This window comes from Modestobacter sp. Leaf380 (assembly GCF_001424485.1).
GTDB lineage: Bacteria > Actinomycetota > Actinomycetes > Mycobacteriales > Geodermatophilaceae > Klenkia.
Genome location: NZ_LMQC01000012.1, coordinates 233,890 through 260,128 on the forward strand (window position 1 = coordinate 233,890; position 26,239 = coordinate 260,128).

27 protein-coding genes and 1 tRNA gene are annotated in these 26,239 nt (G+C 74.5%); 8 read left to right on the forward strand and 20 right to left on the reverse strand.

Translation table 11 applies throughout. The features are described 5' to 3' along the window. Window positions 1-29: 29 nt before the first annotated feature. From ASG41_RS25245 to mca, 8 genes are all read right to left on the reverse strand, one after another. Window positions 30-1,133 (reverse strand): hypothetical protein, encoded by a 1,104-nt coding sequence (locus ASG41_RS25245; protein WP_056292932.1) that lies wholly within the window; start codon window positions 1,131-1,133, stop codon window positions 30-32. Next, the gene (locus ASG41_RS09160; protein ID WP_056292934.1) at window positions 1,130-1,465 is read right to left on the reverse strand and encodes a PadR family transcriptional regulator; all 336 of its coding nucleotides are present in this window, start codon (window positions 1,463-1,465) and stop codon (window positions 1,130-1,132) included. Before ASG41_RS09160 ends, ASG41_RS25245 begins: the two co-directional genes overlap by 4 nt. Before the next feature lie 97 nt (window positions 1,466-1,562). After that, the gene (locus ASG41_RS09165; RefSeq protein WP_056292936.1) at window positions 1,563-2,819 is read right to left on the reverse strand and encodes a geranylgeranyl reductase family protein; all 1,257 of its coding nucleotides are present in this window, start codon (window positions 2,817-2,819) and stop codon (window positions 1,563-1,565) included. 28 nt (window positions 2,820-2,847) lie between these two features. After that, window positions 2,848-3,504, reverse strand: coding sequence for a maleylpyruvate isomerase N-terminal domain-containing protein (locus tag ASG41_RS09170; protein ID WP_200938804.1), 657 nt, complete (start codon window positions 3,502-3,504; stop codon window positions 2,848-2,850). Window positions 3,505-3,533: 29 nt separating this feature from the next. Continuing rightward, window positions 3,534-4,160 (reverse strand): hypothetical protein, encoded by a 627-nt coding sequence (locus ASG41_RS09175; RefSeq protein ID WP_056292940.1) that lies wholly within the window; start codon window positions 4,158-4,160, stop codon window positions 3,534-3,536. A gap of 99 nt (window positions 4,161-4,259) precedes the next feature. Beyond that, window positions 4,260-4,796 (reverse strand): phosphate-starvation-inducible PsiE family protein, encoded by a 537-nt coding sequence (locus ASG41_RS09180; RefSeq protein ID WP_082556737.1) that lies wholly within the window; start codon window positions 4,794-4,796, stop codon window positions 4,260-4,262. Between the two features lie 33 nt (window positions 4,797-4,829). Beyond that, a complete protein-coding gene (locus tag ASG41_RS09185; protein ID WP_056292942.1) occupies window positions 4,830-5,153 on the reverse strand; it encodes a hypothetical protein in 324 nt (107 codons plus the stop codon). Next, a complete protein-coding gene (gene mca, locus ASG41_RS09190) occupies window positions 5,150-6,037 on the reverse strand; it encodes a mycothiol conjugate amidase Mca (RefSeq protein ID WP_056292952.1) in 888 nt (295 codons plus the stop codon). The genes ASG41_RS09185 and mca overlap by 4 nt, the downstream gene beginning before the upstream one ends. A 172-nt stretch (window positions 6,038-6,209) precedes the next feature. Here mca and greA point away from each other — a divergent pair, with 172 nt between their 5' ends. Both greA and ASG41_RS09200 read left to right on the forward strand, forming a co-directional pair. Then, window positions 6,210-6,713 carry a transcription elongation factor GreA gene (greA, locus tag ASG41_RS09195; RefSeq protein WP_056292954.1) on the forward strand — a complete coding sequence of 168 codons (504 nt, stop codon included), beginning with the start codon at window positions 6,210-6,212 and terminating at the stop codon, window positions 6,711-6,713. 5 nt (window positions 6,714-6,718) lie between these two features. Further along, window positions 6,719-7,132: an RNHCP domain-containing protein gene (locus tag ASG41_RS09200; protein WP_082556739.1), complete on the forward strand. Its 414-nt coding sequence runs from the start codon at window positions 6,719-6,721 to the stop codon at window positions 7,130-7,132. A gap of 18 nt (window positions 7,133-7,150) precedes the next feature. Here the strand turns inward: ASG41_RS09200 and ASG41_RS09205 are convergent, their stop codons facing one another. From ASG41_RS09205 to ilvA, 4 genes are all read right to left on the reverse strand, one after another. Next, a complete protein-coding gene (locus ASG41_RS09205; RefSeq protein ID WP_056294688.1) occupies window positions 7,151-9,241 on the reverse strand; it encodes a M3 family metallopeptidase in 2,091 nt (696 codons plus the stop codon). Between the two features lie 71 nt (window positions 9,242-9,312). Beyond that, window positions 9,313-10,119: an ABC transporter permease gene (locus ASG41_RS09210; RefSeq protein WP_056292965.1), complete on the reverse strand. Its 807-nt coding sequence runs from the start codon at window positions 10,117-10,119 to the stop codon at window positions 9,313-9,315. Next, entirely contained in the window at window positions 10,116-11,132 is a 1,017-nt protein-coding gene (locus ASG41_RS09215; RefSeq protein ID WP_056294692.1) for an ATP-binding cassette domain-containing protein, read from the reverse strand. Before ASG41_RS09215 ends, ASG41_RS09210 begins: the two co-directional genes overlap by 4 nt. Window positions 11,133-11,212: 80 nt before the next feature. Further along, window positions 11,213-12,475, reverse strand: coding sequence for a threonine ammonia-lyase (gene ilvA, locus ASG41_RS09220; RefSeq protein WP_056292969.1), 1,263 nt, complete (start codon window positions 12,473-12,475; stop codon window positions 11,213-11,215). 72 nt (window positions 12,476-12,547) lie between these two features. On the opposite strand from ilvA, the gene ASG41_RS09225 reads away from it, so the two are divergent. Genes ASG41_RS09225 through ASG41_RS09235 form a run of 3 tightly spaced genes read left to right on the forward strand, consistent with a single transcriptional unit; the run spans window position 12,548 to window position 16,489 of the window. Next, window positions 12,548-14,014, forward strand: a complete 1,467-nt coding sequence (locus tag ASG41_RS09225; protein ID WP_056294695.1) for a sigma 54-interacting transcriptional regulator — start codon at window positions 12,548-12,550, stop codon at window positions 14,012-14,014. A gap of 1 nt (window position 14,015) precedes the next feature. Then, window positions 14,016-16,019: a VWA domain-containing protein gene (locus tag ASG41_RS09230; protein WP_056292972.1), complete on the forward strand. Its 2,004-nt coding sequence runs from the start codon at window positions 14,016-14,018 to the stop codon at window positions 16,017-16,019. Between the two features lie 14 nt (window positions 16,020-16,033). Then, the gene (locus tag ASG41_RS09235; protein WP_056292974.1) at window positions 16,034-16,489 is read left to right on the forward strand and encodes a GNAT family N-acetyltransferase; all 456 of its coding nucleotides are present in this window, start codon (window positions 16,034-16,036) and stop codon (window positions 16,487-16,489) included. Here ASG41_RS09235 and ASG41_RS09240 read toward each other — a convergent pair. Then, window positions 16,482-17,840, reverse strand: coding sequence for a DUF2252 domain-containing protein (locus ASG41_RS09240; protein ID WP_056292978.1), 1,359 nt, complete (start codon window positions 17,838-17,840; stop codon window positions 16,482-16,484). The two genes, ASG41_RS09235 and ASG41_RS09240, sit on opposite strands and share 8 nt — an antisense overlap. A gap of 78 nt (window positions 17,841-17,918) precedes the next feature. On the opposite strand from ASG41_RS09240, the gene ASG41_RS09245 reads away from it, so the two are divergent. Then, window positions 17,919-18,935 (forward strand): SGNH/GDSL hydrolase family protein, encoded by a 1,017-nt coding sequence (locus ASG41_RS09245; RefSeq protein ID WP_056292983.1) that lies wholly within the window; start codon window positions 17,919-17,921, stop codon window positions 18,933-18,935. Between the two features lie 82 nt (window positions 18,936-19,017). Then, entirely contained in the window at window positions 19,018-20,238 is a 1,221-nt protein-coding gene (locus tag ASG41_RS09250) for an acetyl-CoA C-acetyltransferase (protein WP_056294698.1), read from the forward strand. 69 nt (window positions 20,239-20,307) lie between these two features. Here the strand turns inward: ASG41_RS09250 and ASG41_RS09255 are convergent, their stop codons facing one another. The 4 genes from ASG41_RS09255 to ASG41_RS09270 form a co-directional block, all read right to left on the reverse strand. Next, a complete protein-coding gene (locus ASG41_RS09255) occupies window positions 20,308-21,123 on the reverse strand; it encodes a Bax inhibitor-1/YccA family protein (protein WP_056292985.1) in 816 nt (271 codons plus the stop codon). A 177-nt stretch (window positions 21,124-21,300) separates the two neighbouring features. After that, on the reverse strand, window positions 21,301-22,815 hold the full coding sequence (locus ASG41_RS09260) for a M20/M25/M40 family metallo-hydrolase (RefSeq protein ID WP_082556740.1): 1,515 nt from the start codon (window positions 22,813-22,815) through the stop codon (window positions 21,301-21,303). Window positions 22,816-22,951: 136 nt separating this feature from the next. Next, window positions 22,952-23,025: transfer RNA gene (locus tag ASG41_RS09265), tRNA-Leu, on the reverse strand. A 13-nt stretch (window positions 23,026-23,038) separates the two neighbouring features. Then, window positions 23,039-23,800: a uracil-DNA glycosylase gene (locus ASG41_RS09270; protein WP_082556741.1), complete on the reverse strand. Its 762-nt coding sequence runs from the start codon at window positions 23,798-23,800 to the stop codon at window positions 23,039-23,041. Window positions 23,801-23,840: 40 nt separating this feature from the next. Between ASG41_RS09270 and ASG41_RS09275 the strand changes: the two genes are divergently transcribed. Next, the gene (locus ASG41_RS09275; RefSeq protein WP_056292994.1) at window positions 23,841-24,158 is read left to right on the forward strand and encodes a DUF4235 domain-containing protein; all 318 of its coding nucleotides are present in this window, start codon (window positions 23,841-23,843) and stop codon (window positions 24,156-24,158) included. Between the two features lie 34 nt (window positions 24,159-24,192). Here the strand turns inward: ASG41_RS09275 and ASG41_RS09280 are convergent, their stop codons facing one another. Genes ASG41_RS09280 through ASG41_RS09290 form a run of 3 tightly spaced genes read right to left on the reverse strand, consistent with a single transcriptional unit; the run spans window position 24,193 to window position 26,234 of the window. Next, entirely contained in the window at window positions 24,193-25,143 is a 951-nt protein-coding gene (locus tag ASG41_RS09280; protein WP_056292998.1) for a Ppx/GppA phosphatase family protein, read from the reverse strand. After that, window positions 25,140-25,664 carry a DUF501 domain-containing protein gene (locus ASG41_RS09285; protein ID WP_235564671.1) on the reverse strand — a complete coding sequence of 175 codons (525 nt, stop codon included), beginning with the start codon at window positions 25,662-25,664 and terminating at the stop codon, window positions 25,140-25,142. The genes ASG41_RS09280 and ASG41_RS09285 overlap by 4 nt, the downstream gene beginning before the upstream one ends. A gap of 30 nt (window positions 25,665-25,694) precedes the next feature. Next, a complete protein-coding gene (locus tag ASG41_RS09290) occupies window positions 25,695-26,234 on the reverse strand; it encodes a septum formation initiator family protein (RefSeq protein WP_056293004.1) in 540 nt (179 codons plus the stop codon). Window positions 26,235-26,239: the final 5 nt, after the last annotated feature.

Here is a 26,239-nt window from a genome sequence, read left to right on the forward strand (position 1 = left end):
GGGCCGGTGCCCGGCGCGGAGGGTGTCGCTCAGGGGGCGGGGACCACCGGGGTCGGCTCGACGGTGCTGGCCTCGCCGGGGGTGGGCTCTGCAGAGGTGGGGATGGCAGGGGTGGGGATGGCAGGGGTGGGGATGGCAGGGGTGGGGATGGCAGGGGTGGGGACGACGACCGACCCGGTCGGGGCAGCACTGGGGACGGCGGCCGACGGGACGGTCGGTGCCGTCGGCTGCGCGGTCACGGGGGTGCCGTACTCGTCCCAGGTCACCACCGTCTGCTCCTGCGGGAAGGCGTTGTCCGGCAGCGCGGAGGGCAGCTGGGTCACCTCGGAGCCGTCGGCACCGTAGGGCGAGAGGTTGGTGATCGGCCGCCCGTCCTGGTCGTAGAGCAGGACGCCGGTGAGCGGCTCGCCGTCCGGGCCGTACGGGACGATGTTGGTGATCGGGGTGCCGTCCTCGTGGGTCAGTGGGGTCGGGCCGCTGTCGTAGCTGACGCTGTCGGGGTAGAAGACGTCGCCCGAGCGGTCGCTCAGGCCGATCACCGCGATGAGCGCGCACACCGCCAGAGCGAGGTCGGCGAACGCGGCCCGGTGGCTCAGCGGTCCCGCGGCCGCCCGGGCCCGCAGACCCAGCCGCACCGACCAGACCACCGCGGCGACGGTGAGGGCCCAGCCCACCACCCCCAGGCCCAGGGTGGGCAACGGGAGGCCCACGGAGCCGACGAACAGGTACTCGACCGCCGCGACGGCCGCCCACGCCCGCGCCACCCACCAGGCCGGTCGCAGCTCGGGGAGGAAGCCGCGCACCGCCAGGACGGCCGGGTGGTCGCCGTACTGCTCCCGGTACCGGCGCAGGTCACCCCGCCACCCCGAGTGCTCCTGCTCGGCCACCTCGGTGGCGACCTCGGGCAGTCCGGCGGCCCGGCGCAGCTCGTCGGCGTACTCCGCGGCCGGCCCGAGCCGGTCGCTCAGCGGCCCCGGGGTCTCGGCGGCCACCTCGACGAGGTGCTCCTCCAGGTCCTCCAGCAGCTCCTCCAGCCGGGCCGGGGGGACGTCGGCCAGGGCCTCCCGGACCTGCCGGGCGTAGGCGGCGACCTCGGGGTCGCCCGTCACCTGCTGCGTCGCTGCCGTGCTCATGCCGCCACCTCCGTCGGGCGCGCCAGGAGCGCGGCCATCGTGTCCGCGAAGCCCGACCACGTCTTGGTCGAGCTCTCCAGCTGGGCCCGCCCGGAGGGGTTGAGGCCGTAGTACTTGCGGTGCGGCCCCTCGACGGAGGGCACCACGTAGGAGGTCAGGTGCCCGGCGGCGTAGAGCCGGCGCAGGGTGCCGTAGACCGAGGCGTCGCCGACGTCGTCCAGTCCCCCGGCGCGCAGTCGGCGGACGACGTCGTAGCCGTACCCGTCCTCGCCGTCCAGGACGGCCAGGACCGCGAGGTCCAGCACCCCCTTGAGCAGTTGCGTGGTGTCCATCCGCCGACCTCCCGGTCCTCGTCGCGTGGACCGCACACTACTGCGCGATCCGCACTAGCGCGGACAGGGCGACACCCGGCGCGCCGGGGCCACCTGGTCAGGCGGTGCGGAGGTCCGCCGCCGGGAACGGCGGGCGGTCGTCCAGCCGGACGGAGAGCCGGCCGGCCAGCCGCCAGGCCCGGGCCACGACGTCCCGGTCGGACTCGGTGACCAGGTTGCCCATCACCCGCAGCGCGACGGTCATCAGCGCCCGCGACCGCATGCCGACCGGCCCGGCCGCGGGCAGCAGCCGCGGCACGGTCAGCAGCCCGGCCAGCCGGCGGGCGATGGAGAACGCCTCGCCGTACTGGGCCCGCAGCGTCGCCGGCCACGCCAGCGACCAGTCGTCCTCGGCGAGCATGCCGGCCAGCGTCCGGCCGGTCTCCATCCCGTAGTCGATGCCCTCGCCGTTGAGCGGGTTCACGCACCCCGCCGCGTCCCCGACCAGCGCCCAGTTCCGCCCGGCCACCCCGGAGACGGCGCCGCCCATCGGCAGCAGTGCCGAGGCCTTGGCCCGCACCGGGCCGGTCAGCTCCCACTCCTCCCGGCGGGCCTGCGCGTAGAAGTCCAGCAGCGGCTTGAGCTGCACCCCCGCCGGCCGCTTGGCGGTGGCCAGCGTCCCGACGCCGATGTTGACCTCGCCGTCGGACAGCGGGAAGACCCAGCCGTAACCCGACAGCAGCTCACCCTCGGTGCCGCGCAGCTCGAGGTGGCTGGAGATCCACTCGTCGTCGCTGCGGCCGCTGGTCACGTAGCCGCGGGCGGCCACGCCGTAGGCGGTCTCCCGGTGCCACTCCCGGCCCAGCACCCGACCCAGCGGGGAGCGCACCCCGTCGGCGACGACCAGCTTCCGGCAGCGCACGGTGGTGGTGGAGCCGTCCTCGCGGGTGAAGTCCACGGCGGCGACCCGGTCGCCGTCCCGGGTGACGTCGACGGCGCGGGCACCCTCCAGCCCGGTGGCGCCGTCGTCCAGGGCGACCTGCCGGATCCGGGCGTCGAGCTCGGTGCGCGGCACCGCGCCGCCGTGGTCGGGCAGCGACCCGCCGGGCCAGGGCAGCAGCAGCTCCTGGCCGAAGCCCGCCGCCCGCAGCCCCCGGTTGCGGCCGTGCGACCGCACCCAGTCACCCAGTCCCAGGTGGTCGAGCTCGGCGATGGCGCGGGGGGTGAGGCCGTCCCCGCAGGTCTTGTCCCGGGGGAAGACGGCGGCGTCGGCGAGCACCACGTCGTGGCCGGCGCGGGCCGCCCAGGCAGCGGCCGCCGAGCCTGCGGGGCCCGCTCCCACGACCAGGACGTCGGTGCTCTCAGGGGTGCTCACCAGCCCAGTGTCCCTGGTGTGCAGACGGTCAGCCGAAGAGCGGGAGACGCTCCGCGGCGGGCCCCAGGGCAGCCCGGTCGCCCGCGGTCAGCGGAGCCCGGCCGGTGGCCCGCAGTGCGGCCGTGACGTCGTCCCAGTCGGTGGGCAGCGGTCCCCCGTGCAGGCCCTCGAGCACCCGGCGGACCTCGGCCAGCGGGCCGGAGGCGGGCCCCTCCCGGTCCAGGCGGTGGACCGCGTCCAGGTGGTGCACGGCGGTCTCCACGGTGAGGCTGGAGAGCAGGTCGGCGACGGTGAGCACGTGCCCCTGGGTGCCCACCAGGTCCGTGGGGTCGACCCGGTCGGCCGCGACGAGCACGGCCCGGGTGGTGGCGGTGTAGGTGCCGACCAGGTCGGCGAAGCCCTCGGCCGCGCTGGCCACGACCAGGGTGCGCCAGACCCCGTCGTCCCCGGGTGCGGGCTGCCAGGCGCGCCAGTACCCGACGGCGTCGGTGTCCGGCGGCCCCGGCTCCGGGGTGGACAGGGCGACGAGGCCGCGCTGGGCGTCGTACACCAGGTGCTGGGTGAGGTCCAGCAGCGTCCAGCCGCTGCACCCGCTCGGGGTCCAGGCGTCGTGCTCGGGCAGCCCGGCGAGGAGCCCGGCGAGGTCGCCGTAGGCCCGGCGCAGCAGTGCCAGGGGGTCGGTCACGCCGACCACCCTGGCACCGCCGGCCCGGCTCAGCCCACCGAGGGACCGCGGCCGCGGACCTCCTCGACGCTCTCCATGGCGGTGCGCAGCTCGGTGAGCCAGTCCTCGACGTGCTCGCCGACCAGCTTCACCGACCAGGCCAGCGCCTCGGACCGCGACCGGGCGACCCCGGCGTCGACGAGGGTGTCGAGCACCTGGCGCTCGGGCTGGCGGAGCCGGGTCATCACCGGCACCGACAGCGTGGTGAACAGCTCCCGGGTGTCACCACAGGCGGCGCCCCAGGCGACGGCGCGGCCGTACCGGGCCTGGGCGGCGTCCGCGATCGCCATGCGCTGCTCGCGGGTCTGCTCGCGGAAGCGGGCGATCCGGCCGGCCGCGGCGGCTGCGGGGTCGCCCTCGCCGGCGTCGGGGGTCGGCACGGTGCCGACGACGGTGATCTCGTCGCGGTCGACCTGCAGCTCGACGGGTCCGGCGAACCAGTCGTCGGGCAGCCGGCCGGCCAGCCAGCCGGCGACCTCGGCGCGGTCCAGCGGCGGGGGCGCGTCTGCGCCCCGGCCGCGGCCGGGGCCACGGCCGCCGAAGGGCCCGCCTCGGCCGCCGGGGCCGCCGGGTCCGCGACGGAAGGGGTCAGGGGGGAAACGGTGGTGGGGGTGCACGGGGTCCTCCTCAGGTCCGACGTGCATCACTGTAATCCCGTAATCACCACCCGGGGGACGAGGTCGCTCCGCCCACGGCGAACACGCGAGGGCGAACGGTCAGGCGGCGGGGCGCTCCGGGTCCGGCGGTGCGTTCTCGCCCTCGTCGGGCTCCCGCTCCTTGCGCCGCAGCAGCAGGCTGGTCACCCCGAGCAGGAGCACCAGGACCCCGAGCACCGCGATCTCCACGATCCGGTCGGTGAAGCCGTCGGTGCCGACCTTGCTGGCCGCCTCGACCGACAGCACGACGATCTCCTTGATCGAGGCGAGGATGCCGACCAGCAGGAACGGCTCGGCGATCAGCTCGCGCTTCTCCACCGTCGTCCGGACGGCGAACAGCAGCTCGACGACGATGAAGACCAGCAGCAGGACGTCGAGCAGCTCCAGCACCGGGGCCTGCGAGAAGTCCCCCAGCAGGCCGTAGGTGGTCTTCCCGGCCAGCACCAGCAGGACCAGCGCGGTGACCACCAGGAACAGCGCGATCCCGGCGTACACGACGTTCTCGGCCAGCTCGAGGACCCGCGTGCCGAACCGCCCGAAGCCCGGGGGGTGGATGGGACGGTCGGCTGTGCGTTCCCTGTGCTCGGGGTGTGCCACGGCGTGATCATGGGCCACGCCGTGGCGGCCCGCTCAGCGGGTGGTGGCGGACCCCTCGTCGGGGTCGGCGCGCGGCGCCTCGATGGCCAGCGGCGCCTGGCGCAACGTGTCCAGCAGGTCCTCGCCCGGACGTCGCTGCTCGAACAGCTCCGAGGCGTCGTCGGGGACGACGACCGGGGCGTCCTGGGCGTCGAAGCTGCGCGGGAGCCGCTTGAGGTGCTTGCCCATGGAGCGGCCCAGCAGCAGGATCGCGACCAGCAGCAGCAGGACCAGCAGCAGGCCGAAGGGGCCGGACTTGCCGACGTCCTCGGGCAGCTGCTCCTGGGCGGCGGTGACCAGCAGACCGGCGGTGGTCATCGGACGCCCACCTCGCTGCGGATCCCGGCGAACAGGTCGTCCTCGGGGGTGGGGCTGTCGACCAGTGACCGGGCCAGCTCGTAGTCCTCGGTCGGCCAGACCTCGCGCTGCAGGTCCATCGGGGTGGAGAACCAGCGGCCGTCGGGGTCGATCTGGGTCGCGTGCGCGATGAGCGCCCGGTCCCGGACGTCGAAGTACTCCCCGCACGGCACGCGGGTGGTGACCCGGTGCGAGATGTCCTTCGCCGGGTCCCAGTTCGCCAGCATCTCGGCGTAGGGCGACTCCAGCCCGCGGGCCAGCAGGGCCTCGTGGATCGCCGTCGTCCGGGGCAGCGTGAAGCTCATCTGGTAGTAGAGCTTGCTGGGCTGCCAGGGCTCCCCCAGCTCGGGGTACCGGTCCGGGTCGCCGGCTGCCTCGAAGGCGTGCACCGAGATGTCGTGGGTCTTGATGTGGTCGGGGTGCGGGTAGCCGCCGCGCTCGTCGTACGTCGTCACGACCTGGGGCTTGAACCGGCGGATCAGCGCGACCAGCGGGGCCGCGGCCTCCTCGACCGGGACGAGGGCGAAGCAGCCCTCGGGCAGCGGGGGCAGCGGGTCGCCCTCGGGGAGGCCGGAGTCGACGAAGCCGAGCCACTCCTGGCGCACGCCCAGCACCTCGCGGGCGGCGGCCATCTCCTCCGCGCGGATCTGCGGGAGCCGCTCCCACACCTCGGGGCGGTCCATTCGGGGGTTGAGCACCGACCCCCGCTCACCGCCGGTGCAGGTGGCCACGAGGACGTCCACGCCCTCGGCGACGTACTTGGCCATGGTCGCGGCGCCCTTGCTCGACTCGTCGTCGGGGTGGGCGTGCACCGCGAGCAGTCGCAGCTGGTCCGGTTGGGTCACGGGTCCATCGTCCCACCAGCCGCGCGCGGACGGCGGCGACCCCGGCCACAGCGCCGCCCGGGGCCCTCCCCGGCGGGTCTGCGAGACGATGCGGTCCGGTGTTAGGTTGGACGATCACGCAGCCGCCTCCCGATCGGGGGGCGGCTCTTCGAGTCACAGGAGCCGTCACATCGTGTCGACCACTGACGAGCAGGACCAGGGCGTCTGGCTGACCCAGGAGGCCCACGACCGCCTCAAGGGCGAGCTGGACGCACTGGTGGCCGGCCGGCCGGCCATGTCCGCGGAGATCAACGCCCGCCGCGAGGAGGGCGACCTCAAGGAGAACGGCGGCTACCACGCCGCCAAGGACGAGCAGGGCAAGCAGGAGGGCCGGATCCGCCAGCTGACCGACCTGCTGCGCAAGGCCCGCGTCGGGGACGCCCCCAAGACGGCGACCAACGCCGCGCTGGGCACCGTCATCACCATCGCCTTCGACGGCGACGAGGACGACACCGAGAAGTTCCTGCTCGGGTCCCGGGAGATCGCCGGCACCACCGGCGTCTCGGTCTACTCCCCCGAGTCCGCGCTGGGCACCGCGATCATGGGCGCGGCCCCCGGCAGCACCGTCACGTACCAGGCACCCAACGGCAAGGACATCTCGGTGAAGGTCCTCGCGGTCGAGCCGTTCGTCCCCTGAGTCGCGTGACCGAGCACGACACCGCCCTCGACGGCGGACCGGTGTCCTCCGCCCCCCGGGGTCGCTCCCGGCGGGCGGAGAACACCGACTTCGTCTGCGGCCACTGCCAGGTGCTGGTCCCGGCCAACACCGACGGGCACTACCGCAACCACTGCCCGTTCTGCCTGTGGTCGCTCCACGTGGACGACAAGCCCGGCGACCGCGCGTCGGACTGCCGGCAGCTCATGCAGCCGGTCGGCCTGGTGGAGAAGTCGGGCAAGGGCTGGCAGGTGGTGCACCTGTGCACGGCGTGCGGCCACCGCCAGCCCAACCGGCTCGTCGTCGAGGGCACCGCACCCGACGACGTGGACCTCGTCGCCGGGTTGATGGCCGACCAGCAGCCCCCGCCCGCGACGAGAGGTCGTGGGCGGCGGCGCTGAGCCCCCGGTCGCGGGCAGTCAGGCGGGGGCGGTCAGACCCCGACGGCGCAGCAGCGGCCCGGTGTCGGCGTCCCGGCCGACGACGTCGCGAAAGGCACCCAGCGGATCCACCGCCCCGCCACGGGACAGCAGCTTCCCGCGGAAGGCGTCGCCGTTGGCCCGGGTGAGACCGCCGTTGGCCTTGAACCACTCCACGGTGTCCGCGTCGAGCACCTCGGACCAGATGTAGGAGTAGTAGCCGGCCGCGTAGCCCCCGGCGAAGACGTGCTGGAAGTACGTCGTCCGGTAGCGCGGCGGCACCAGGTCCGAGGCCACCCCGGCGGCCTCGAGGGCGGCGGTCTCGAAGGCGATGGGGTCCTCGACCACGGTGTCCGGGCCGATCCGGTGCCAGGCCTGGTCCAGCAGGGTGGCGGCCAGGTACTCCAGGGTGCCGTGGCCCTCGCCCCACAGCGCGGCCGCCTCGATGGCCGCGACGACGTCGGCGCCCAGCGGCTCCCCGGTCTCGGTGTGCTTGGCGTAGTGGGCCAGCACCTCGGGCCACAGCGCCCACATCTCGTTGACCTGGCTGGGGAACTCGACGAAGTCCCGGGGCACGCTGGTGCCGGAGAACCGCGGGTAGGTGACCGCGGAGGACAGCCCGTGCAGCACGTGGCCGAACTCGTGGAAGAGCGTGGTCACCTCGTCCAGGGTCAGCAGCGTGGGCGCACCGCCCGCGGCCCGGGTGACGTTGAGGACGTTGAAGACCACCGGCCGGGTCTCCAGCAGCCGCGACTGGGAGACGAACGAGCTCATCCAGGCCCCACCGCGCTTGCCGTCCCGGGCGAACCAGTCGCCCAGGTACAGCCCCACCGGCTCACCGGCGGCGTCGGTGACCTCCCAGACGCGGACGTCGGGGTGGTAGCCGGCCAGGTCGCTGCGCGGGGTGAAGGTGTAGCCGTAGAGCAGCCGGGCGGCGTGGAAGACGCCGTCGACGAGCACCCGGTCGAGTTCGAACCAGGGGCGCAGGGCCGCGCTGTCGACGGCGTAGCGCTGGGACCGGACCCGCTCGGAGTAGTACGCCCAGTCCCAGGCGGCCAGCTCGACGCCGTCGGCCGCGGCCAGCTCGGCGAGCACCTCGCCCTCGGCCCGGGCGTTGGCCACCGAGGGTGGCACCAGGGTGGCCAGCAGCTCGTCGACGGCCGCCGAGGTCTTCGCGGTCTGGTCGGCGGCCACCAGGTCGGCGTGGGTGGGGAAGCCCAGCAGCCGGGCCCGGACGGCGCGCAGGTGCGCGATCTCGGCGGCGACCGGGCCGTTGTCCTGCTCGCCGGAGGAGGCCCGGCCCACCGATGCCTCGTGCACCCGGCGGCGCAGGCCCCGGTCGTGCAGCTTGGCCAGCACCGGCTGGCCGCTGGGCAGCACCAGCGTGATCAGCCACCCCTCGGCGTGGCCGCGCTCGGTGGCCGCACCGGCGGCGGCCTCGACCTCGGCGTCGCTGAGGCCGGCGAGCTCGGCCCGGTCGGTGACCAGGACGGCGGCGGCCTCGGTGGCCACCACCAGGTTCTGCCCGAACGCGGTCGACAGCTCCGACAGCCGCAGGTTCAGCGCCCGCAGCTCGTCCCGGCCGGCCTCGTCGAGCTGGGCGCCGGCCAGCACGAAGTCCAGGTGGTACCGCTCGACCAGCCGCACCGACTCCTCGTCCAGGCCGTGCTCCCCGGCCTGCACGGCCGTGTGCACCTCGTCGATGCGGGCGAACAGCGCCGGGTCGAGCCGGAGCGCGTCGGCGTGCGCGGCGGCCAGCGGGGCGATCTCGCGTTCGATCTCACGCAGCCGCTCGGAGGAGTTCGACGACGCCAGGGCGTAGAAGAGCACCTGCGCCCGGTGCAGCAGCTCCCCCGAGCGCTCCAGGGCCACCACGGTGTCGGCGAAGGTCGCCGGACCCGGGGCCGCGGTGATCGCGTCGACCTCGACCCGCTGCTCGGCCATCCCGGACAGCAGCGCCTCCCGGCAGTGCTCGAGGGTGGTGTCGGCGAAGGGCGGCAGGCCGAAGGGCAGCGTCGAGGGCTCGGCCAGCGGGTTGTCCGCGGACAGCAGCGGCGGGGTGGACGCGGTGGAGGACGGGTCGGTGCTCATCACCGTCCATCCTCTCCCCGCGTCCGCCCCGGCCGCAGTGTCGGCGTCCGGCGTCGGCCGCCGGGCCGGCCTCAGCGCTTGGCGGTGCCCAGGTACGCCCGGACCGCCAGCGGCACGAAGACCGCGAGGATCACCGCCGCCCAGATCAGCGTGTAGAGCACCGGGTTCTGCAGCGACCAGGCGTCGGCCACCGGCACGCTGTCGGGCTGGTTGCCGAACAGGTTGCGCGCCGCCTGCACGACGGTGGAGACCGGGTTCCACTCGGCGAAGGTGCGCAGCACCGAGGGGAAGCTCTCCAGCGGCACGAAGGTGTTGGCCACGAACGTCAGCGGGAAGATCACGATGAAGCTGGCGTTGTTGACCACCTCGGGGGTGCGGACCAGCAGCCCGACCAGCGCCATCATCCAGCTCACCGCGAAGGCGAAGACCAGCAGGATGAGGAACCCGCCGATCGCCTCGGGCACCGAGCTGTTGATCCGCCAGCCGACGAGCAGCCCGGTCAGCGCCATGACCACGATGGAGATCGCGTTGAGACCCAGGTCGGCGACGGTGCGGCCGATCAGCACCGCCGAGCGGGACATCGGCAGCGAGCGGAACCGGTCGATGAGGCCCTTCTGCAGGTCCTCGGCGATGCTGGCACCGGTGGTCGTGGAGCCGAAGACGACCGTCTGGGCGAAGATGCCGGGCAGCAGGAACTCCGCGTAGGTGATGCCGTCGGGCAGGTTGATCGCGCCGCCGAAGACGTAGCGGAACAGCAGCACGAACATGATCGGCGACAGGGTCGCGAAGACGATCAGGTCGGGCACCCGCTTGACCTTGATCAGGTTGCGCCGGGTGATGACCAGGCTGTCGGAGACGGTGTTCGTCAACGCGCTCATCGGACGGTCTCCTCGGTGCGGGCGGGGGTGGACGCACCGTCGCCGGAGGGCGCGGCGTCCTCGGCGGGACGGCCGGTGAGGGTGAGGAAGACGTCGTCGAGGTCGGGGCGTCGCAGCCCGACGTCGAGCAGGGTGACCCCGGCCTGCTCCAGCCGGCGCAGCGCCTCGGCCAGGGTGGCCGCTCCCCCGCTGACCGGGAGGGTCAGCCGGCGGGTCTGCTCGTCGCTGCGGGGCTCGTCCAGCGCGAGGGACCGCAGTTCCTCCGTGGCCCGGGCCAGCTCGGGGACCGACCCGACGGTGAGCTCGAGCCGCTCCCCGCCGACCTGGGCCTTGAGCTCGTCGGCGGTGCCCCGGGCGATGACCCGGCCCCGGTCGATGACCACCATCGCGTCGGCGAGCCGGTCGGCCTCCTCCAGGTACTGGGTGGTGAGCAGGATGGTCGTGCCGTCGCTGACCAGGTCGGCGATGAACTCCCACATGCCCAGCCGGCTGCGCGGGTCCAGCCCGGTGGTCGGCTCGTCGAGGAAGAGCACCCGCGGCCGGGCGATCAGCGAGGCGGCGATGTCCAGCCGCCGGCGCATCCCGCCGGAGTACGTCTTGGCCGGGCGGCGCGCGGCGTCGCTGAGGTCGAAGCGGTCCAGCAGGTCCACCGCCCGCGAGCGGGCCTCCTTCTTGCCCAGCCGGTAGAGCCGGCCGACCATCTCCAGGTTCTCCACCCCGGTCAGGTACTCGTCGACCGCGGCGTACTGGCCGGTGAGGCCGATGACGCCGCGGACCTGGTCGGCCTGCGTGGCCACGTCGAGCCCGGCCACCGTGGCCCGCCCGCCGTCGGCCTGCAGCAGGGTCGACAGGATCCGCACCACCGTGGTCTTCCCGGCGCCGTTGGGCCCCAGCAGGCCCAGCACGGTGCCCTCGGGCACCGCGAGGTCGACGCCGTCGAGCGCCGTGTTCCCCCCGAACCGCTTGACCAGGCCCTCGACGACCACCGCGTCCTGGCTGCCACCTCTGCTCATGGCGCGCACCGTAGGCGAGGGGTCCGACAGAACTGCTCCAGCACGACCGTCTCCTCCCGGACCGCCCGGGAGGGCGGCTCTCAGCTGGGGAGACCGTCCGCGACCGGGGAACTCATCGGCTCGCCCCCGGTGACCGGGTAGCCCGCCCGGTGGAGCACCGCCAGGACCTCCCGCGCGTGGTCGGGGCCCCGGGTCTCCAGGACCACCGCGATCTCCACCTCACCCAGGTCCAGCCGCGCCGTCGTCCGCTCGTGCTCGACGGAGAGCACGTTGGCCGACACCGACGCCAGCTCGCGCAGCAGCGCGGCCAACGACCCCGGCCGGTCGGGGACCCGGACCCGCAGCGACATGTAGCGGTCGGCCGCGGCCATGCCGTGCTGGACCACCTTGAGCATCAGCACCGGGTCGATGTTCCCGCCGGACACGACGGCCACGACGGGCGCCCGGAAGGCCGAGGGGTCGGCGAGCACCGCGGCCACCGCGGCGACCCCGGCGGGCTCCACGACCAGCTTGGCCCGCTCCAGGCAGAACAGCAGCGCCCGGGACAGCTGGTCCTCCGTGACCGTCACGACCGCGTCGACCAGGCCGGCGACGTGCGCGAGCGTCAGGTCGCCGGGGGCCGCCACCGCGATGCCGTCGGCCATCGTGGTCATCGCCGCCAGCGGCACCGGTCGACCCGCCGCCAGCGACGCCGGGAAGGCGGCCGCCGCCGCGGCCTGGACGGCGACCACCCGCACGTCGGGCCGGCGGGCCTTCACCGCGGCCGCGATGCCCGACACCAGCCCACCCCCACCGGTGCAGACGACGACGGTGGCGACGTCCGGGCACTGCTCGAGCACCTCGAGGCCGACCGTGCCCTGCCCCGCGATGACGTCGGGGTGGTCGAAGGGGTGGATGAGGACCGACCCGGTCTCCCGGGCGTGGGCGATCGCGGCCGCCAGCGGCTCGGTGAGCGAGTCGCCGAGCTGGTGCACGGTCGCGCCGTAGCCGCGGGTGGCGGCCAGCTTGGGCAGCGGCGCCGTCTCGGGCATGAAGACCGTGGCCTGGGCGCCCAGCTCGCGGGCCGCCAGGGCGACCCCCTGGGCGTGGTTGCCGGCGCTGGCAGCCACGACCCCGGTGGCCCGCTCGGCGTCGGTGAGCCGGGCGATCCGGGTGTAAGCGCCACGGATCTTGAAGGAACCGGTGCGCTGCAGGTTCTCGCACTTGAGCCACACCGGTCCGCCGACACGTTCGGCCAGCGCCCGGGAGTGCTCGAGCGGAGTGCGCCGGACGACGCCGGCCAGCAGCTGCGCCGCGGACTCCACGTCGGCGCCGGACACCAGGGGTACCGCGGGTTCGGTCACGCCCCGATCCTGACAGGGACCGCCGCCGGCGAGGCCTCCCGGATGTCACACCCCCGTCGTACCGTGGACGAGGTGGACGCCGCCTCGCACTCCCCAGCCGCACTGCACGACGCCCCTGCCCCCACCACTCTCGGGGAGCTCCGCGCCACCGGGGCCACCCCCGTCGGCGTCAAGGCCGAGATCCGCGCCAACCTGCTCGCCCGGCTCGCCGCCGGCGAGCCCTCCCTCCCCGGCATCGTCGGGTTCGAGGACACGGTCGTCCCCGAGGTCGAGCGCGCCCTGATCGCCGGCCACGACCTGGTCCTGCTCGGTGAGCGCGGGCAGGGCAAGACCCGCCTCATCCGCACCCTGGTCGGGCTGCTCGACGAGTGGACCCCGGTGCTGGTCGGCAGCGAGCTCAACGAGCACCCGCTGGCCCCGATCAGCGTGTGGGGCACCCGCCAGGTCGCCGAGCACGGCGACGCCACCCCGGTCGGCTGGCTGCACCGCAGCGACCGCTTCGGGGAGAAGCTGGCCACCCCGGACACCAGCGTCGGCGACCTGATCGGCGACGTCGACCCGATCAAGGTCGCCGAGGGCCGCACCCTGGGCGACCCGGAGACCGTGCACTACGGGCTCGTGCCGCGCACCAACCGCGGCGTGTTCAGCATCAACGAGCTCCCCGACCTGGCCGAGCGCATCCAGGTCGCGCTGCTCAACGTGCTGGAGGAGCGCGACATCCAGATCCGGGGCTACCGGGTCCGGCTGCCCCTGGACCTGCTGCTGGTCGCCAGCGCCAACCCCGAGGACTACACCAACCGCGGGCGGATCATCACCCCGCTCAAGGACCGCTTCGGCGCCGAGGTGCGCACCCACTACCCGATCGAGCTGGCCGACGAGATCCGGCTGCTGCACCAGGAGGCGCAGACCTCCTGGGGGCTGGCCGGCACCGGGCTGGACGCCCCGCTGGTGCCCGAGCACCTGGTGGAGATCATGGCCCGGTTCACCCGGCTCGTCCGGGAGTCCAGCCAGGTCGACCAGCGCTCGGGCGTCAGCGCCCGGTTCGCCATCGCCGGGCTGGAGACCATCGCGGCCTCCGCCGTCCGGCGGGCCGCCGTCGCCGGGGAGACCCGCCCGGTCGCCCGGGTCGTCGACCTGCCCTGCGTCGTCCCGGCCAGCCGCGGGAAGGTCGAGTTCGCCGACGCCAGCAGCGACCCGGAGGACGAGCGCGAGCTCGAGGTGCTCGAGCACCTGCTCCGGCAGGCCACCGCGCAGACCTTCCGGGCCCGTTGCGGCGGGCTGGACCTCACCGGTCTGCAGGAGCACTTCACCGGCGGGGAGGTCGTCGAGTCCGGCGACCTGGTGTCCGCACCGGAGCTGATGGGCCAGGTGGGCACCGTCCCGAACCTGGCCCAGCTGCTGGGCCGCCTCGGCGTCCCCGAGGGCGAGGAGTCCGCAGAGCAGGCCGCAGCCGCCGTCGAGTTCGCCCTCGAGGGCCTGTGGCTGACCCGCCGGCTGGCCAAGGACACCGACGGCAACCGCACGGTCTACGGGTCCTGAGATGACCGGCGGACGAGCACGCGGGCCGCGCGGGTACCGGTACGGCCGCTGGCGCGGCGGGCCGGACCCGCTGGCGCCGCCCTACGACCTGGGCAGCGCCGTGGACGAGATCGGCGACCAGGTGCTGGCCGGCAGCAGCGTCCGCGAGGCGATGCGCGACCTGCTGCGCCGGGGGCTGGACGGCCGCCGGGGACTGGACGACCTGCGCCGGTCCGTGCGCGACCGGTTGAGGCAGGCCAGGCAGGCCGGCCGGATGGACGGGACGCTGGAGGAGGTCCGCGAGCTGCTGGACCGCGCCCTGGAGGCCGAGCGGCGGGAGCTGTTCCCCGACCCGGACGACGCCGCCCGGCTGGCCGAGGCCGAGCTGGACGCGCTGCCCGAGGACACCGCCGGCGCCGTCCGGGCGCTCAAGGACAAGCAGTGGCGCTCGCCGGAGGCCGGCGAGGCCTACCGGCAGATCCAGGAGCTGCTGCAGAAGGAGGTGCTGGACAGCCAGTTCCAGCACATGAAGTCCGCCCTGCAGCAGATGAACGCCGCGGGCGAGGACGGCACCGCCGCCGTCAAGGACATGGTCGCGGACCTGTCGACGCTCCTGGACGCGCACAACCGCGGCGAGGACACCGACCAGCAGTTCGCGGACTTCATGGGGAAGCACGGGCAGTTCTTCCCCGACGACCCGCAGACCGTCGACGAGCTGGTCGACTCCCTGGCCCGCCGGGCGGCCGCGCAGGAGCGGATGATGGCCGGGCTCTCGCCCGAGCAGCGCGCCGAGCTGGGCGACCTGATGGGCCAGGCCATGCAGGACATGGGCCTGGCCAGCGAGATGGCCCACCTGAACGACGCGCTGCGCCAGGCCCGCCCGGACCTGCCGTGGGGCCAGCGCGGGCAGGTCCCCGACGGCGAGCAGGGTCTGGGGATGGGCGACGCGACCACCGCGGTGGCCGAGCTGGCCGACCTCGAGGCACTGAGCAACCAGCTCTCCCAGGGCTATGCCGGCGCCAGCCTGGCCGACGTCGACGAGGAGCTGCTGGAGCAGGCGCTGGGCCGGCCCGCCGTCGACGACCTGGCCGCACTGCGCCAGATGGAGCGCGAGCTGGAGCGGCAGGGCCACCTGACCCGCACCGAGGGGAAGCTGGAGCTCTCCCCCAAGGCGGTCCGCCGGCTGGGCGCCACGGCGCTGCGCCGGGTGTTCGCCCAGCTGGACGCCTCCGGCCGGGGCGACCACGACGTGGCTGACGCCGGGGCCAACGGCGAGCTGACCGGCGCCTCCCGGGAGTGGCGGTTCGGCGACGAGCAGCCCCTCGACGTGGTCAAGACCGTCCGCAACGCCGTGCTGCGGACCGCCGGCACGCCCCGGCCCGAGGACCAGCGGGCGGTGCGGATCGGTGTCGAGGACTTCGAGGTGGTCGAGACCGAGCGCCGCACCGGGGCCGCGGTCGCGCTGCTGGTCGACCTGTCCTACTCGATGGCGCTGCGCGGCACGTGGGGCGCGGCGAAGTCCACCGCGATGGCCCTGCACTCCCTGGTGACCACCCGCTTCCCGCAGGACGCCATCGAGATCATCGGGTTCTCCTCGACCGCGCAGGTGCTCCGTCCCGAGACCCTGGCCGAGCTGAGCGTGGACACCCTGCAGGGCACCAACCTGCAGCACGGGCTGATGCTGGCCCGGCGGTTCCTGGCCCGGCACCACGACGCCGAGCCGGTGGTCCTGGTGGTCACCGACGGCGAACCGACCGCGCACCTGGAGGCCGACGGGACGCCGTTCTTCTGCTGGCCGCCGATGCCGCAGACGATCGCCAAGACCGTCGCCGAGGTGGAGCGGGTGGCCCGGTCGGGGGCGACCATGAACGTCTTCGCACTGGACCCCGAGCCGGCCCTGGTGCACTTCGTGCACGACATCACCGCCCGCGCGGGCGGGCGGGTCTTCATGCCCGACAGCGACCGGCTCGGGGAGTACGTGGTGTCGGACTACCTGCAGGCACGGCGGGGCCGCCGGGCCCGCTGAGCGAGGATGGAGCGATGACCACGTCCGGCACCGTGACCGTCGAGCAGGTCGACGCGGAGACGACCCTCCCGCTGCGGTCCTCGGTCCTGCGGCCCGGTCGCCCGGCGGCGATCCCGGGCGACGAGGACCCCGCGACCCTGCACCTGGCCGCCCGGCTCCCGGGCGGCCGGGTCGTCGGGGTGGTGCGGTTCCACCCCGCGGCGTGCACCTGGCGTGCGGCCGAGCAGCCGTGGCAGCTGCGCGGGATGGCCACCGACCCCGAGGTCCGCGGCGCCGGGGCCGGTCGGGCCCTGGTGGCCGAGGGGCTGGCCCGGCTGGCTGCCGACGGTGCCGACCTGGTGTGGTGCGACGCCCGGGAGGCTGCCGTCGGCTTCTACGAGCGGATGGGCTTCACCGTCGTCACCGACACCTACGACGTGCCCGCGGTCGGCCCGCACCGCGGGATGGTCGTGGAGCTGCCGATCAGGTGAGCGGGTGGTCCCCGCTGGAGCTGATCCCGGGGATCTCCCCGGCCCGGAAGGCGTCCACGAAGAGCCGGTGGTCGGCCCGGGCGCGCGCCGCGTAGGCGTGCGCGAAGCCGGTGAGGTCGGCGATGAGCTCCTCGCGCCGGTCCCCCACCATCGCCAGCACCGCGTCCTCGACCTGCACGTCGACCGCCTCGTGCTCGGCGTCGGCGTCCCCGATGCAGTGGATCTTGGCGGTGGCCCGGCCCAGCTGCTCGACGACGGTGACGATCTCCTCGGGCTCGGTGAGGTCCTCCCAGTCCAGGTCCTCCTCGTAGGGCGAGAGCTCCGACACCAGGAACCCGACACCGCGGACGACCGTGTGCCCGAGGAACGGCGAGGCGTGGGACTGCATGGCGCGCTGGGCGGAGACCGTCCGCTCGCCCTCGTGCTGGAACAGCGCGCGGACCCCCGGGTCGGTGACGACCCGGCTCGGCGCGGCCCGGGCGGCCTGCTTGAGCGACAGCACGACGTCGTTCTCCAACGCCTGGTCGTAGCCCTCCAGCAGCACCGTGTACGCCGGCAACCCGGCGCTGCCGATGCCGAACCCACCGGTGCCGACGACGTCCTTGACGTCGTAGGCGACCTCCCGGCGGCGGGCGCCCTGCGGGATCGACTCCCGGTAGGCCACGACGGCAGCCAGCACCTCCTCCCGCTCGGCGTCGGCCAGCCGGCGGTGGCGCGGGGTGTCGGCGAACCGGCGCTGGTGGTCCTCCACGACCGTCAGCCGGTCCAGCAGGGAGACCCGGGTCTGCTCCGCCGTGGCCAGCACCAGCTCGCGGACCGCGCCGGAGGTGGTGTGCCGGTCCAGGGCGAACTCCCGGTCGGCGTCCGTGCGGGAGAACGCGGCCACCTGGTCCAGGTAGGCCTCCAGGTAGACCCGCAGCACCGCGCCGATGACGTCGTCGGACAGCGCCTTGCGCCAGGCCAGCAGCGCGAAGCTGGCGCAGAACCGGCGCAGGTCCCAGGACAGGTGCCCCAGGTAGGACTCGTCGAAGTCGTTGACGTCGAAGACGATCCGGCCGGACCCGTCCATGTAGGTGCCGAAGTTCGCGGCGTGCAGGTCGCCGTGGATCCACGTCCGCGACGTCTGCTCGTCACACCAGCGGTCCTCCAGCGTCGCCACGTCGGCGTAGAACAGGCAGGCCGACCCGCGGTAGAACGCGAACGGGTCGGCGGCCATCTTGCGGAACTTGGTCCGGAAGGCGTCCGCGTCGGCGGCCATCAGGTCGGCGAAGGCCTCCACCAGGACGTCGACGATCTGGCCGCGGCGGGCGCTCTCGTCGGGGGCGGGGACGAGGGTCGGGTGGTCGGGCACGGGCCCACCGTAGGTGGGGATAGCCTCGGCGGGGAGATCACGACGGACACGCACGACGGACGAGGGACGGGGGCAGCGGTGACGCGGGCCAGCAGGGCGCGACGGCTCGCGACGGGTGCCGTCTACGGCGGCGGCGGGGTCGGACTGGCCGGCGCGGCGCTGGTGACGGTGCTCCGCGAGGAGGCCCGGCTCGCGCGACGACGCGTCGAGGCCAACACCGCCAAGGCCGACCCGCCCACCGGCGAGGGCGTCTACGGCTCGCACCGGGGGACGCCGCTGGTGCTCGCGGTGCTCGGGGACTCCAGCGCCGTTGGTCTGGGCGTGGAGACCGCCGGGGAGACCCCGGGGGTGCTGGTGGCGGCCGCGCTGGCCGAGCTCGCCGAGCGTCCGGTCCGGCTGGTCAAGGCCGCCCGGTCCGGGGCCCGCTCGACCGACCTGCCCGCGCAGGTGCAGAAGGTGCTCGTCGAGTCCCCCGACGTGGCGATGATGATGATCGGCGCCAACGACGTCACCAGCCGCACCAAGCCCGCCGTCGCCGTCCGCAACCTGGCCGAGGCCGTGCGCACCCTGGAGGCCGCCGGCACCCGGGTCGTCGTCGGCACCTGCCCGGACCTGGGCACGATCCGGCCCATCGCGCAGCCGCTGCGCACCCTGGCCCGCCGGTGGAGCCGCCAGCTGGCGGCCGCGCAGACCATCGCCGTCGTCGCCGAGGGCGGGCGCACCGTGTCGCTGGGCTCCGTGCTCGGCCCGGCGTTCGCCACCGACCGGACCATGTTCTCCAGCGACGAGTTCCACCCCTCCGCCGCCGGCTACGCCGCGGCGGCCGCCTCCCTGCTGCCCTCGATCGCCGACTGCCTGGGTGTCTGGCCCGCCGCCGCCGACCGGGGTCTGCGCTCGCTGCGCCGGGACACCGTCCGCCCGGTCGCCCAGGCCGCCGCCCGGGCCGCGGGACGCACCGGCACCGAGGTGCAGGCCACCGAGGTGCACGGCGAGGAGGCCGGTCCGCGCGGTCCCTGGGCGCGGCTGCGGCGGCGGCGTCCCCCGGACATCGCCAGCCCGGCCGAGACGACGCCGGACCCGGTCCCCGCCACCTGAGCGCGGGCGTTGGTTACCGGGGGGTAGCTTCGGGTCCGACCCGACGCCACCACGCGGGTGGCGCCTCACCGTGGAGGTCTCCGTGCCCGAAGCCGTCATCGTCGCCGCTGCCCGATCCCCGATCGGACGGGCCTTCAAGGGCTCGCTGAAGGACCTGCGTCCCGACGACCTGGCCGCCACCATCGTCCGCGCCGCACTGGACCAGGTGCCCGAGCTGGACCCGACCGACATCTCCGACCTGATGCTGGGCTGTGGCCTGCCCGGCGGCGAGCAGGGCTTCAACATGGGCCGCGTCGTGTCGGTGCTGCTGGGCATGGACCACCTGCCCGGCACCACCATCACCCGCTACTGCTCCTCCTCGCTGCAGACCACCCGGATGGCCATGCACGCCATCAAGGCCGGCGAGGGCGACGTGTTCATCTCCGCCGGGGTCGAGATGGTGTCCCGGTTCGCCAAGGGCAACTCCGACGGGCTGCCGGACACCGAGAACCCGCTCTTCGCCGACCGCAAGGGCCAGGTCGCCGCCGTCGCCGAGAGCGGCGCCGACTCCTGGGTCGACCCGCGCAGCGAGGGCCAGGTGCCCGACGTGTACATCGCGATGGGCCAGACGGCGGAGAACCTGGCGCTGCTGAACGACGTCTCGCGCGCCGAGATGGACGAGTTCGCCGTCCGGTCGCAGAACCTGGCGGAGAAGGCCATCGCCGACGGCTTCTGGGCCCGGGAGATCACCCCGGTGACCACCCCGGACGGCACCGTCGTCTCCACCGACGACGGCCCGCGCGCGGGCACCACCCTGGAGGGCATCTCCGGCCTCAAGCCGGTCTTCCGCCCCGACGGCCGGGTCACCGCCGGCAACGCCTGCCCGCTCAACGACGGGGCGGCCGCGCTGGTCGTCATGAGCGACACCAAGGCCGCACAGCTGGGGCTCACCCCGCTGGCCCGCATCGTGTCCACCGGGGTCACCGGCCTGTCGCCGGAGATCATGGGCTACGGCCCGGTGGAGGCCTCCAGGCAGGCCCTGGCCCGCGCCGGGATGACCATCGCCGACATGGACCTGGTGGAGATCAACGAGGCGTTCGCCGCGCAGGTGATCCCGTCCTACCGCGACCTGGGCATCGACATCGACAAGCTCAACGTGCACGGCGGCGCCATCGCCGTGGGCCACCCCTTCGGCATGACCGGCGCCCGGATCACCGGCACGCTGCTCAACGGCCTGCGCTCCACCGACGGCACGTTCGGTCTGGAGACCATGTGCGTCGGCGGCGGCATGGGCATGGCGATGGTGCTCGAGCGCCTGAGCTGACGTCCCCCGGAACGGCCAGAGGCCCGGCCCCCTCGCGGGGGCCGGGCCTCTGTCGGTGCTCGTGTCAGCTCACTCGCGGAAGTAGCTGAGCAGACGCAGGATCTCCAGGTACAGCCAGATGACCGTGACCAGCAGGCCGAAGGCGATGTACCAGGCGAACTTCGGGGCCACGCCCCGACGGATGGCCTCGTCGGCCATGTCGAAGTCCAGCAGCAGCGAGAACGCCGCGACGCCGATGACGACGAGGCTGAAGACGATGGCGATCGGGCCACCGTCGCGCAGGCCCAGGTCGGCGCCGAACAGGCCGCCGACGAGGTTGACCAGCATCAGGGCCAGCACACCGAACATGGCGCCGACGATCCAGCGGGTCAGCTTGGGGGTGACCCGGATGGCGCCGGTCTTGTAGACCACCAGCATCCCGGCGAAGACACCGAAGGTGCCGATGACCGCCTGGAAGACGAGGTTGCCGTCGAAGGCGTTGGCGTAGACCTCGCTGATCGCGCCGACGACGACACCCTGCATGGCCGCGTAGGCCAGGGTCGCCGCCGGGTTGGCGATCTGCTTGAAGGAGATGAACAGACCCAGGCCCAGACCCACCAGCAGGGCCGGGATCAGCAGCCCCAAGGCCGCGGACTGCGGCAGCAGCGCCCACGTGGCGGCGGCGGTCAGCACCGTCACCAGGAAGGTCACGCCGGTCTTGGTGACGACGTCGTCCATCGTCATGTACTGGGCGCCCGTGGCCGCGTACGGCGAGGGCTGGGCGTACGGGTTCTGCTGGGCGGGTGCGCCGTACTGCTGCTGCGGCGCCTGGCCCCACGCGGAGGCCTGGCCTGCCTGCGCCGCGCCGGGGAAGCCCCGACTGAACGCCGGGTTGCTGCTGGGCATCGTCATCTCCCTGAGGTGACTCGGGTCGGGTGCGTGGGCTGCAGGTCGTGCACCCCACTCGATCATCACAACGCCCGACCCCCCGGATGGGTTCCTGGGAGCGCGCTGGACACGGCGGGGGCCGCCGGACGGGTGTCCGGCGGCCCTCGTCACGGGTGCCGCGTGGGCGGCGGTCGGTCAGCCGTTGCCCTGCCCCGGGCCGGTCCCGGCGTCGGCGATGGTCAGGACGGCGTAGGCGACGGCGTCGGAGTTCTGGTCCAACGCCAGCTGGCTGACGTTGTCCAGGTCGTCGCAGGCCTGGTGGTAGCAGGCGTCGTAGGCGACACCGGCCGTACCGCCGTAACGGGCGGCCTGCTCCGGGGTCTTGACGTCCTCGGCCCCGGAGAAGAGCCCACCGGAGGGGATGCCGGCGTCGGCGAAGGCCTGGTAGTCGCTGCGGCCGTCGAACTCGGTGTCCTCGTAGGCGATCCCGCGGGAGTCGTAGAAGGCCTCGAATGTGGCCTCGATGGCACCGGACTCCGCGCTCACGTAGCCCTCGGGCGCCGGGAACGTGGAGGCGTCGCTGTCGTAGACGAAGTTCGCGTGGTTCGGGGAGCCCAGCATGTCGAAGTTCAGGTAGCTGCCGATCCGGGCCAGCTCGGCGTCGGTGAGGCTGTCGACGTAGGCCTGCGAGCCCAGCAGGCCGAACTCCTCGGCTCCCCAGAACGCGAAGCGCACCGGGTGCTCCAGCTGGGTGCGCGCCAGGTTCTGCGCGACCTCCAGGATCGTGGCGGACCCGCTGCCGTTGTCGTTGATCCCCGGTCCCTCGGGCACCGAGTCCAGGTGCCCGCCGACCACGACGACGCCGTCGTCCACCCGGCCCGGCAGCTCGGCGGTGAGGTTCTCCGTCGTCCGGACCTCGCTGACCGCGTCCACGGTGAGCGCGAGGGTGTCCCCGGCCAGGGTGGAGCCCAGGGCGGAGGTGGTGCCGACGACCGGGATGCCCACGCCGGGCGCGCCCAGCGTCGGGCTGATCAGACCGCCGTCGTCGGAGGTGCCGCGGTTGACGATGACCACACCCGCGGCGCCCGCGGCCTCGGCGTTGGCCGACTTGACCGCGAAGTCGCAGCTGCCCCGCTGGACCAGGGCGATGCTGCCCGCGGTGAACCCGGCGAAGTCGGCGGCCTCGCAGCCGCTGGTGCTGGTGGCGGTGGGGGTGAAGTCGGTGTCCACCGCCTGGGCCACCGCGGTCACGTCGCCGGACCCGGAGAACGTGGCGACGGCGAAGTCGGTGCCCTCGGCGTACGTGGCCGCCTCCGGCGCCACCTGGGCGAAGCCGGCCGCCGAGGTCTGCTCGAAGAACGGGAACTCGAAGGACTGCCGGACCACGTCGTAGCCGGCGGCGGTCAGGGTCGCGTCGACGTGGTCGGCCGAGGCGGCGTACCCGGTCGAACCGGACGCGCGGTTGCCCCCGTTGGCGTCGGCGGCTGCCTGGAAGGCCGCCAGGTGCTCGGTGACGCCGGCCGCTGTAACGCAGGTGAGCAGCTTGTCGATGCTGGCGTTGACCCGGTTCTCGCAACCCCGCGTGGACGGGCCGGCTTCGGCCGGGGTGGCCACCAGGACCACGCCGGAGACGGCCAGGGCGCCCGCCGCAGCGGCCGACACCACCCGTCGACGCCCGGTGGGGCGTGTCGTTCCTGCCGTGCTGGTCATCGGTCGTCCCTGCGCCCGGACCCACGTCGCTGTGGGTCTGCTGTGACGACCGTGTCCGGGCGCCGCCGGAAGAACAAGACTCGACCCGCCTGGACGAGACGGTCACCGACGCTCAGCAACCGTCCCGCCGACGACGTGCCCCCGGTGGGGTTCGAACCCACACTGGGACCCTTTTAAGGGGCCTGCCTCTGCCGGTTGGGCTACGGGGGCGGTGCTGTCCGGCTCATCCTCCCGCGACCTGCACCGCCCGGTTCAGGACGGCGTCCAGCATCGGCTCGGTCAGCCGTCCGGTGAAGGTGTTCTGCTGGCTCACGTGGTAGCTGCCCAGCAGGGTCAGCGGTCCCCTCGGGCCGGTCAGCTCGACCTCCACCCCGTGCCCGAAGGCCGGGCGGGGCCGGGGCAGGGTGACCCCGGCGGCGGCCAGCACCGGCCACAGCGCCGTCCACCCGAACCCGCCGAGCACCACGACGGCCCGCAGCCGGGGCAGCAGCGCCAGCTCCCGGGCCATCCACGGCGCGCACGTGTCCCGCTCGGCCGGGGTGGGCGCGTTGGCGGGCGGGGCGCACCGCACCGCGGCCAGCACCCGGACGTCGGTCAACGCCAGCCCGTCGTCCCGGTGGACGGACGTGGGCTGGTTGGCCAGCCCGGCCCGCCAGAGCGCGGCGAAGATCCAGTCCCCGGACCGGTCCCCGGTGAAGACCCGCCCCGTCCGGTTGCCGCCGTGCGCTGCCGGCGCCAGGCCGACGACGGCGATCCGGGCGTCCGCCGGCCCGAGCCCGGGGACCGGGCGGCCCCAGTAGTCCTCGTCCCGGAAGGAGGCCCGCTTGACCACCGCGACCTCCTCCCGCCAGGACACCAGCCGCGGGCAGGCACGGCAGCCGGAGACCCGCTCGTCCACGGTCGCCAGGTCCAGCGCGGTCCGGGCGCCTCGCGCGACGCCGGCCGGGGTGCGGGTGACGGGGAAGCCGTCGTCGTCACGTGCCACCCACCCAGCAGAGCACAGCCGTGCGCGGCATGATCGTCCGGTGGCGAAGACCCAGAACAAGACCCAGAAGGTCAAGACCCCCGCGCTGTACAAGCTGCTCGGCCCGGCGCTGGCCATCCCGACCGGCATCGTGGTGAAGAAGGTGGCCGACGCCGCCTGGCTGAAGGTGCGCGGCACCCCGCCGCCGAAGAACCCCGACGTCCCCGGCGTCGGCTGGGGCGACGCGCTGGCCTGGGCCGCGGTCTCCGGTGTGCTGGTGGCCTTCGGCCGGCTGTTCGCCGCCCGCGGCGCGGCCAAGGCCTACACCAAGCTCACCGGCAAGTTCCCGCCCGGCGCGAACGCCGACAGCGCAGCCTGACCGGCGCACACCCCCGCCCCACCGGGCGGGGGTGTCAGCCGCGGGCCAGGGTGAGCGCGATGCCGTCGAGGATGTCGTGCTCGCTGACGACGACCTCGTCCAGGGCGAGCGCGTCCATGACGACCCGCAGCACCAGCGCGCCCGCGCCGATGACGTCGACCCGGCCGGGGTGCATCACCGGCAGGGCCGCACGGCGGGCGCGGGTGGCGGTCAGCAGGCCGGCGGTCACCGACCGGACCGCGGAGACCGACACCCGGGCGCCGTGGAGGGCCGCCGGGTCGTAGCCGGGCAGGCCCAGCGCCAACGCGGCCACGGTGGTCACCGAGCCGGCCAGGCCGACCAGCGTGCGGGCCTCGCCCACGGGCACGTCCGCGACGACCACTGCCAGCGCCGCCCGGACGTCGGACTCGGCGCGCTGGATCTCCTCCGACGTCGGCGGGTCGGAGTGCAGGTGCCGCTCGGTGAGCCGCACGCAGCCGATGTCCACCGACCGGGCCGCGCGCACCCCGTCGACGTCGCCCAGGACGAACTCGGTCGAGCCACCGCCGATGTCCACCACCAGGTACGGCGCGGCCGGTGGCGGGCCACCGTGCGCCGCCGCCGCTGCGGCCAGCGACCCGGTGGCGCCCCGGAAGGACAGCCGCGCCTCCTCTAGCCCGGGGACGACGTCGGGCAGCTGGCCCAGCGTGGCCTGGACCATGTCCTCGAAGTCGGCCCGGTTCGCGGCGTCCCGGCTGGCGCTGGTGGCCACCATCCGGACGCGCTCGGCGCCCAGCTGGCGGGCCGCGGCGGCGTACTCGGCCAGCACCAGGCGGGTCCGCTCGACCGCCTGCGGCGCCAGCCGGCCGGTGGCGTCGACGCCCTCGCCGAGCCGGACGACCTCCATCCGGCGGAGCACCTCGACGTGCGCGCCCTCGGCCGGCACGTCGGCGACCAGCAGCCGGATCGAGTTGGTGCCGCAGTCGATCGCGGCGACCCGGGTCACAGGCCGGCCGCCGCGTCGTCGGGCTCCTGCGGGGACGGTGCCGCGCACGGGCCGGCCGTCCACCACTCCCCCATGCCGGCCAGCGCGCGGTCGCCGATCGGGTTGACGCCCGGTCCGGCGGCCAGCGAGTGCGCGGCCAGGGCGTGCAGGCACTTGACCCGCTCGGGCATGCCCCCGGCACTGGACCGGGTGGGCAGCACGTCGACGGCGTCCCGGGTGGCCAGGAACGCCTCGTGGGCCGCGGTGTAACCGGCCGCGAGCTCGGGGTCGGTGGCCAGGTCGGCCTGCCACTGCTTCATCGCGCCCTCGGACTCCAGCCGGCTGGCGGCGGCCGAGGCCCGCGGGCAGGTCAGGTAGTACAGCGTCGGGAACGGCGTGCCGTCCTCCAGCCGCGGGGCGGTCTGCACGACGTCGGGCTGACCGCACGGGCAGCGGTGCGCGACGGCGACCAGCGCCCGCGGGGGGCGGCCGAGCTGCCGGGCGACGATCTCGCGGTCCTCGGGGCTGACGGGGGTGCTCACCGGAGGAGTCTCCCCCATGCCGCGCAGGGGCTAGGGAGTGCCGTCGGCCGTCGTGACGGACTCCATGAGCCCGGTGTACCAGGGCAGCTGCTCCTCCGGCACCGCCGCGTCGGGCGTCTGCGCGGGCTGCTCGCCCTCGACGACCTCGCCGTCGGCGATGACGACGAGCCGGTCGCCGGGCAGCACGTAGTTGAGCCGTTCGCGGGCCTGCTGGGCGATGTAGGCGGGATCGGACTGGCGCTCCAGCTCGGCCCGCAGCTGCTCCTCGCGCAGGGACAGCGCCTGGCTCTCCGCGGCGAGCTCGGCGAGCTCCTGGCGACCGGCCACGTAGGAGCGGACCGGGCCGGCCAGGGTGAGCAGGAGCAGCAGGACCAGCGCGCCCAGCAGGACCGCGCGGCCGGTGAACAGCGGGGTGCGCCGGGCGCTGGTCGCCGTCCGGGCGGGACGACGGGTGCGCCGGCGCCCCTGCCGCAGGTCGGCGCTCCCCCGGGCCCCCGGCCGCTCCGGACGCGAGGCGGTCCGGCGGCGGGGGCCGCCGGACGTGCTGCGCCGGGTGCGGGCGGTGGCCACGGGGG

Excerpts from the sequence above, each read along its gene's own strand:
- ASG41_RS25245 (WP_056292932.1), bottom strand. The coding sequence starts at position 1,133 with ATGAGCACGGCAGCGACGCAGCAGGTGACGGGCGACCCCGAGGTCGCC.
- ASG41_RS09160 (WP_056292934.1), bottom strand. The coding sequence starts at position 1,465 with ATGGACACCACGCAACTGCTCAAGGGGGTGCTGGACCTCGCGGTCCTG.
- ASG41_RS09185 (WP_056292942.1), bottom strand. The coding sequence starts at position 5,153 with ATGACCACCGCCGGTCTGCTGGTCACCGCCGCCCAGGAGCAGCTGCCC.
- ASG41_RS09205 (WP_056294688.1), bottom strand. The coding sequence starts at position 9,241 with ATGAGCACCGACCCGTCCTCCACCGCGTCCACCCCGCCGCTGCTGTCC.
- ASG41_RS09210 (WP_056292965.1), bottom strand. The coding sequence starts at position 10,119 with ATGAGCGCGTTGACGAACACCGTCTCCGACAGCCTGGTCATCACCCGG.
- ASG41_RS09215 (WP_056294692.1), bottom strand. The coding sequence starts at position 11,132 with ATGAGCAGAGGTGGCAGCCAGGACGCGGTGGTCGTCGAGGGCCTGGTC.
- ASG41_RS09230 (WP_056292972.1), top strand. The coding sequence starts at position 14,016 with ATGACCGGCGGACGAGCACGCGGGCCGCGCGGGTACCGGTACGGCCGC.
- ASG41_RS09235 (WP_056292974.1), top strand. The coding sequence starts at position 16,034 with ATGACCACGTCCGGCACCGTGACCGTCGAGCAGGTCGACGCGGAGACG.
- ASG41_RS09255 (WP_056292985.1), bottom strand. The coding sequence starts at position 21,123 with ATGCCCAGCAGCAACCCGGCGTTCAGTCGGGGCTTCCCCGGCGCGGCG.
- ASG41_RS09260 (WP_082556740.1), bottom strand. The coding sequence starts at position 22,815 with ATGACCAGCACGGCAGGAACGACACGCCCCACCGGGCGTCGACGGGTG.